The organism is Pseudopedobacter sp. (assembly GCF_040392825.1).
GTDB lineage: Bacteria > Bacteroidota > Bacteroidia > Sphingobacteriales > Sphingobacteriaceae > Pseudopedobacter.
In genome coordinates this window covers 1-7,589 of record NZ_JBEBVH010000198.1, presented here as the reverse complement: position 1 = coordinate 7,589, position 7,589 = coordinate 1, and the positions used below count along the sequence as shown (strand labels likewise).

The window sequence follows — 7,589 nt, the reverse complement described above, 5'->3', positions numbered from 1 at the left end:
TTTGGCATAACTATCATAAAAAATTTAAAATAGCTTAAATCGCTTAAAAATGATATTAAACAACAAACAGAAAAAAAACAGTAATTTTTATGCTATCATTTTGGCTATTTTAATCACTTATAGCTGTGCAAGTATACAACAGCCAGAAGGTGGGCCAAAAGATATTGAAGCACCAGTATTACTCAATGAAAGTCCAAAGAATTATACCAGAAACTTCAATTCAAAAAAAATCGTTTTGGAATTTGATGAATACTTTAAATTGAATAATGAATTTACGGAGATCAGCATCTCTCCTACTCAAGAAGTTCCCCCCATCTACAAAGTAAAAAAGAAAACGTTGGAAATTGAGCTGAAAGATACGTTGGAAAAAAATACAACCTACACCATTAATTTCGGAAAAGCTATAGGTGATGTAAATGAGGGAAACAAATTTAAAGATTACACATATGTCTTTTCTACCGGAAATGAAATAGATTCGCTGCAGATATCTGGACAGGTTACAGACTATTTAGATAATAAACCCATATTAGAAGCTACTATCTTTTTATTACCCATAGAAAGAGATACGCTCTTTGGAAAAAAAAGAGCTTCTATTTTCACTGTTACTGATTCTTCCGGAAATTTTAAACTAAAGAATTTAAAAGAGCATAAATATAGATTGTATGCTTTAAAGGAAGAAGGCGGAGGCGATAGAATATACAATAATCCTAAAGAAGCTATAGGTTTTGTGACTAACGATATCAATTTAAATAAAGATACATCAGGTATAAAAATAAAGCTATTCAGACAAAATGCAGATGAATACAGAAACGTCGACAGAAGAATAGAAAAAGATGGTAGGATAGCCATCATTTATAATAGACCACTCGATAATCCTGATTTTAAAATAATAGATCCAATTGTTAAAGACCCAATTATAGAATACTCTAAAAATGCCGATACCACAATAATGTGGTTGAAAGATATGACTTTTGATAGCCTTAAAATTGTCACTAATTCTGGTGATAGAATACTGGATACCTTGGTTATCAGGCGAAATAAGAAAGACACTTACACCAGAAATATTTTGTTTAATACTAATTTAGTATCTGGTAAAATAGTTCCGAACACACCTTTTATATTGACCTTTAATGCTCCAATTGAAAGTATTGACAGGTCAAAGATAAAACTTCTTCAAGATTCTATGCAACTTCCTAATTATCAAATTGAAAGCATAGATAAATTTAAAAAGGCATACAAGATAACGTTCCCCTGGAAGATAAAAAAACCTTATACACTTAATTTAGAAGAAGATGCTATAACCGATATTTATGGTACAAAGAATAAAGCAGTAAAAGTAGGTTTTGAATTAGATGAAATTGAAAATTATGGAAATCTTACTTTAAATATAAATAGGGCTGATACCTCTAAAAACTATGTTGTACAGCTCCTGGGAGAAAAATTAAATCTCATAAAAGAGAACGTCGTTACACAAGATCAGCTATTCATGTATAATATGTTACCTAATGGAAAATATCAGGTTAGATTAATAGAAGATATTAATAAAAATGGAGTATTTGACAGTGGTAATGTTAAAAGAAGAGAACAACCGGAAAATATATGGTTCTACGATAAAGAAATAGTCATCAGACCAAACTGGGACAGAGAAGAAAAGATAACTATTCCGACAAGTTTTAACTAATTATTGAAACCAACCTGAATACATTACATAGTTATCAGGTAATTTATTTAAAAGCTCCTTCTGTTCATCAGTAAGGGGCTTTATCTTTTTCGCTGGCGTACCAGCATATAAATATCCACTTTCACATACAGTATTTTCCAAAACTACAGAACCGGCACCAATAATTACATATTCTTCTACTATAGCATTATCCATTACTATAGCGCCCATTCCAACTAAAACATGGTCTTTTAAAACACAACCGTGTACTAAAGCATTATGACCTATGTTAACATTATTCCCGATGGTCGTTGAAGCTTTCAAATATGTAGCATGAATTACAACACCATCCTGAATATTAGTTTTATTCCCTATTTTTATACTATTTACATCACCTCTAATTACAGCATTAAACCAAACTGAACACTCATTTCCCATTTGTACATCCCCTACAATAGTTGCATTTGGTGCAATAAAACAGGCATCCCCTATCTTAGGTTCTATTCCCTTTACCGGTAAAATTAATGGTCCCATGTTATAAGATTGTGTCTTGTAAAATATCAGAATGCGACGGATAATCTGTAGTGTAATGCAATCCTCTGCTCTCCTTCCTCTCCTGAGCAGATTTAATAACAATATATGCTACCTGAATTAAATTTCGTAGCTCACAAAGTTTCACAGAAAGTTTAGTTTTCTTATAAAAATCTTCAGTTTCATCATATAATAGACGTAAACGACGAAGAGCTCGCTCCAGCCTGAAATCGGATCTTACTATACCTACATAATCACTCATAATTTTCTGCATTTCCCGAAGATTATGTGTTACTAAAATGTCTTCATTTGAGAGCGAAGTATCTTTATCATTCCAGTCTGGCACACTTCCAGGTATTTCAAATTCTTCCAATCTGCCCTTAGAATCCAGATAAGCTCTGTGTGCATATACTAAAGCTTCAAGTAATGAATTAGAGGCTAGTCGGTTAGCTCCATGTAAACCTGTGGAGGATACTTCGCCACAGGCATATAAAGCTTTAATAGAAGATCTACCATTCTCGTCTACCATAATTCCCCCGCACATATAATGACAAGCCGGTGTAACCGGAATCATATCCTTGGTCATATCAATACCTATTGATAAACATTTCGCATAAATATTTGGAAAGTGAGTAAGTATATCTGACTTTTTACGATGTCTGATATCAAGATAAACAAAATCTTCTCCGGATTTCTTCATTTCTGCATCAATAGCCCTAGCGACAATATCTCTGGGAGCCAAAGAACCCCTTTCGTCGTACTCATACATGAACTCATCACCGTCTTTTCTTTTCAAAACACCACCGAAACCTCTCACAGCTTCCGAAATCAAAAACGAAGGATATTCGCCTGGATTATATAATGCTGTCGGATGAAATTGCATGAATTCCATATTTCGGATCTTGGCTTTTGCTCTATAAGCCATAGCTACACCATCTCCGGTAGCGATAGTAGGATTTGTAGTTGAGCTGTAAATATGTCCGGCACCACCTGCAGCTAAAATAGTAATCTTAGATAAAATTTTCTCTATATGCCCTGTATTTGTATCTAAAGCATAAATTCCAAAGCACTGGATATTATCTGAATTCCTATTGACAAATTCCCCTAAGTGATGTTGAGTAATTAAATCTACAGCAAAATAATGCGTAAATATCTCAATATTAGCATTTTGATGTGCTTCATTTAATAAGGCTCTCTCTATTTCGTAACCTGTAACATCTTTATAATGTAATACTCTATGTTCGGAATGACCTCCCTCTTTCGCCAAATCATAAAAACCAGATTTATCTTTATCGAAATTAGTACCGTATTCAATAATTTCGTTAATTCTGTCTGGCCCTTCCTTTACGACTATCTCTACGGCACGTGGATTACACAAACCATCTCCGGCAATTAACGTATCTTTTATATGTTTTTCAAAAGAATCCCCAACTTTATCCACAACTACAGCAACCCCGCCCTGAGCATACTTAGTGTTGGATTCATCTTCATTTGACTTCGTAACAATAAGAACCTTACCATGTTTCGCAGCCTTAAGAGCAAAACTGAGTCCCGCTATGCCAGAACCTATCACCAAGTAATCCACATTTTTCATTACAAAAAATCTATAATTTCCAATTCCTTAAAAAGGTATGTTAATAACGGTTATAAAGATGTTAATTTTATGTAAGTAACAAATGAAAAAATCATGAAATTGTTAATTACTATCAAATTCAAGCCTACAAAATAAATTTGTTCAAGCCGTTTACTAACAAATCTCATACTTTATCAACGTTTCTAAAATAGGTATTAATAAACAGAATAATTAAAATGATTTTTTCTTGATTTTTACTTTTTTCTGAAAATCAATGATATATGTATTAATAAATGTTAGTAACTTGTGGAATATTCAAAAATAAGTTTATTTTCAAAAAATAAATTCCAAAAGATTTACACTTTACTAACATCCCAATAAACAATAAGATCTTTTTTATTTAAATTTTGTTTGTTATTGAAAAGTTGAAAACGGATAATTTTTAAAATTCCTACCTTTGGATTCGAAACGATGAATGCACTTGAAGAAATCAATTTAAAAGGGTTTGTAGATGAATACATAGACCCAACTTTAGATCTTTTTGATGAGATTGAAAAGTTAAAAAAAGTGAAGAATGCTGTTATTCTCGCTCATTACTATCAAGACCCTGATATTCAGGATATAGCAGATTATATAGGGGATAGCTTAGGCCTCTCTCAACAAGCTGCCAAAACAGATGCAGATATCATAGTTTTTGCTGGTGTTCATTTTATGGCAGAAACCGCTAAAATTCTTTCGCCTGACAAAAAGGTACTTTTACCAGATGTAAAAGCAGGTTGCTCATTATCGGACAGCTGTCCTCCGCATTTATTTAAAAAGTTTAAAGAGAAATACCCAGATCATATCGTAATTACTTACGTGAACTGTACAGCAGAGCTAAAAGCTTTAAGCGACATTGTATGTACTTCCAGTAATGCGGTGCAGATAGTGGAAAGCTTGCCAAAAGACCAAAAGATTATTTTTGGGCCGGATAGAAATTTAGGAGCTTATGTAATGAAGAAAACCGGTAGAGATATGGTTTTATGGAATGGAGCTTGTATGGTTCATGAGATATTTTCTCAGGAAAAAATAACCAGGCTGAAAGAACGTCATCCAAACGCCAAATTTATTGCACATCCGGAATGTGAAGATTCGATTTTGAAAATGGCAGATTACATTGGTTCCACTACCGGATTATTGAATTATACGATTAAAGATTCGGCAACAGAATATATTGTTGCTACTGAGACAGGGATTATTCATCAAATGGAGAAGGAAAATCCTGGAAAGACTTTTATTCCTGCTCCTCCAAATAATTCTTGTGCTTGTAACGATTGCCCTCATATGAAACGTAACACGCTGGAAAAGTTATACTTATGTTTAAAAAATGAGCTACCGGAAGTTGATGTTCCACGTGAAATAATAGAAAGAGCGAGATTGCCAATTGAAAGAATGTTGGATATTTCTGCAAAATTAGGATTGTAAGATGTTTGAAAATACGGGAAGAACAGAAATTGGTAATTTAGGAGAATTTGGTCTGATAGACCATTTAACTAAAAATATTCAACTAAATCATAGTACAACAATTAAAGGTGCAGGAGATGATGCTGCAGTAATAGATTTCAAAGGGAAGAAAACCTTGATTTCTACTGATATGCTTTTGGAAGGTGTACATTTTGATTTAGCATTTACACCCCTTAAACATTTAGGGTACAAAGCAATACAGGTTAATTTAAGTGATATCTATGCCATGAATGGTATGGCATCACACGTAACTGTTTCGCTTGGATTTTCGAGTAAATTTTCTGTAGAAGCTGTAGAAGAATTGTATTCCGGAATGTTATTGGCATGCAAAAAATACAATATTGATTTAATAGGCGGAGATACTTGTGCTTCCAAACAAGGGCTGGTTATTAGCGTAACCAGTATTGGTTATGCCGATGAAAAAGATATTGTTTACAGAAATGGTGCAGAAGAAGGAGATTTAATTTGTGTTTCCGGAGATTTGGGCGGAGCTTACATGGGCTTACAATTGTTAGAAAGAGAAAAGCAGGTTTTTTTAGCGAATCCGCAAATTCAACCGGATTTAGAAGGTAAAGATTACATTATAGAAAGACAATTGAAACCCGAAGCCAGAATTGATATTATAGATCTTCTGAAGAAGTTAAAGATAAAACCTACTGCTATGATTGATATTTCTGATGGCTTAGCTTCTGAAATTCTACATATTACTTCTCAGTCTGGTAAAGGTTGTAAAGTATATGAAGAGAAAATTCCTTTAGATCCGCAGACCGTGGAAATGGCTCGTGAATTTGGTTTAGATCCCACAGTTTGTGCTTTAAGTGGTGGCGAAGATTATGAATTGTTATTTACTATTAAACAAGCCGATTACGACAAGTTAAAACATGATGTAGACATTTCTGTAATTGGTCATATTACGGATTCTGGTGCTGGAAATTATCTGATTTCTAAATCTGGAAATGCACATGAACTGAAAGCACAAGGCTGGAATGCTTTTAAGAAGTAATAAAAATAAAATTCCAATAATTAGGATATAATTCATACTTATTGGAATTTTAGATTACTCTGTTTCAGGAATAAAACTTAAACTGCTTAAGTAATTGCTATCAAATATTTCGTTAGATATTTCAAGAAGATCACTATCAGTGACATTGTTTATCTTCTTAAAAAGATCTTCCAAAGAATCTATATAACCGAAATCTAATAAACTTTTAGCCATAGAAATTAAAACAGACATTCTGTTTTCCTCGCCTAAAGCTATTTGCCCGATAAACCTCTTCTTTGCTTGCTGAAGCTGTAAAATTCCCAGTTTATTATCTCTTAGCTTTTTCAGTTCTTTATGAACCAGTTTATTGGCTTTTGCAGCTTTTTCTTCATCTGTTCCAAAATAAATAGAGAAAATTCCAGTATCAGAAAAAGGAGTGTAATTGGATTCAATGGTATAGGCAATGCCATATTTTTCCCTTATTTCCATATTTAATCTGGAACTCATACAGTTGCCTCCCAAAAGATTATTCAATAAAGATAAGCCATATTTTTTGTCATCAAAAAAGGTATAAGCGTTTCCACCAATAATACAATGGCTTTGATTGATTGACTTTGATATGATAACATCTTCCTTTATCTTTTTTAAAGGTGTAATTCTATTTTTTGGGTTATTGTTTTCTGGAATGTCTCCTAAATATTTTTCTGCCAGTTTGAATACTTTAGAGTTTTTATAATTTCCACTTACAGCCAAAACAATATCATGAGTGTTGTAATTTGTTGCTATAAAATTGACGATATCTTGTCTGACAAATCTCTCTACAGAATCTTTATTTCCTAAAACATTCTCACCTAAGGTATTTCCTTTAAAGAGTAAAGCTTCAAAATCATCCGCAATGGCTTCTTCAGGCTGATCCTCGTAGCTTAAAATTTCGTCTATAATAACACTTTTCTCTTTCTTAATTTCGCTTTCCGGAAAAATGGAATGAAATGTAATATCACAAAGCAAATCTATAGTTCTTTCTAAATATTCGTTTAAGAAAGAACTATGGATACAAGTATATTCTTTTGTCGTGTATGCGTTTAAATCTGCACCAACAACTTCCAGTCTGTTTAAAATCTTACTGGTATTTCTTTTTTCGGTTCCCTTAAATAATAAATGTTCTATAAAATGGGCTAAACCAGGTTGGCCTTCTTTCTCGTCCCTTGAACCTGAATTTATTATTAAACAGCTGTGAGATATTGGAGAATTTCCGTATTTAAATAATATTCTGATACCGTTTTTTAAGGTATAAATTTCGTGATCCATTTCTATCGCAAAGATATTCAATTAAATAGTAT

At 32.9% G+C, this 7,589-nt stretch carries 6 protein-coding genes; 3 read left to right on the top strand and 3 right to left on the bottom strand.

Annotated elements, in window-relative coordinates; genetic code table 11:
* Positions 1 to 49 precede the first annotated feature (49 nt).
* Complete coding sequence (locus ABWO41_RS13330; RefSeq protein WP_353138843.1) at positions 50 to 1,681, top strand: Ig-like domain-containing domain; 1,632 nt, start codon at positions 50 to 52, stop codon at positions 1,679 to 1,681.
* On the opposite strand, the gene ABWO41_RS13325 is transcribed toward ABWO41_RS13330, so the two are convergent.
* Positions 1,682 to 2,194: a gamma carbonic anhydrase family protein gene (locus ABWO41_RS13325; RefSeq protein WP_353138840.1), complete on the bottom strand. Its 513-nt coding sequence runs from the start codon at positions 2,192 to 2,194 to the stop codon at positions 1,682 to 1,684. It lies immediately after the preceding gene.
* 1 nt (position 2,195) lies between these two features.
* The gene (nadB, locus tag ABWO41_RS13320; RefSeq protein ID WP_353138837.1) at positions 2,196 to 3,785 is read right to left on the bottom strand and encodes an L-aspartate oxidase; all 1,590 of its coding nucleotides are present in this window, start codon (positions 3,783 to 3,785) and stop codon (positions 2,196 to 2,198) included.
* Positions 3,786 to 4,235: 450 nt separating this feature from the next.
* Here nadB and nadA point away from each other — a divergent pair, with 450 nt between their 5' ends.
* Complete coding sequence (gene nadA, locus ABWO41_RS13315; protein ID WP_353138834.1) at positions 4,236 to 5,228, top strand: quinolinate synthase NadA; 993 nt, start codon at positions 4,236 to 4,238, stop codon at positions 5,226 to 5,228.
* Position 5,229: 1 nt separating this feature from the next.
* Positions 5,230 to 6,270: a thiamine-phosphate kinase gene (thiL, locus tag ABWO41_RS13310; protein ID WP_353138831.1), complete on the top strand. Its 1,041-nt coding sequence runs from the start codon at positions 5,230 to 5,232 to the stop codon at positions 6,268 to 6,270.
* Between the two features lie 54 nt (positions 6,271 to 6,324).
* Here thiL and ABWO41_RS13305 read toward each other — a convergent pair whose 3' ends face one another.
* Complete coding sequence (locus ABWO41_RS13305; protein WP_353138828.1) at positions 6,325 to 7,557, bottom strand: M16 family metallopeptidase; 1,233 nt, start codon at positions 7,555 to 7,557, stop codon at positions 6,325 to 6,327.
* Between the last annotated feature and the right edge of the window lie 32 nt (positions 7,558 to 7,589).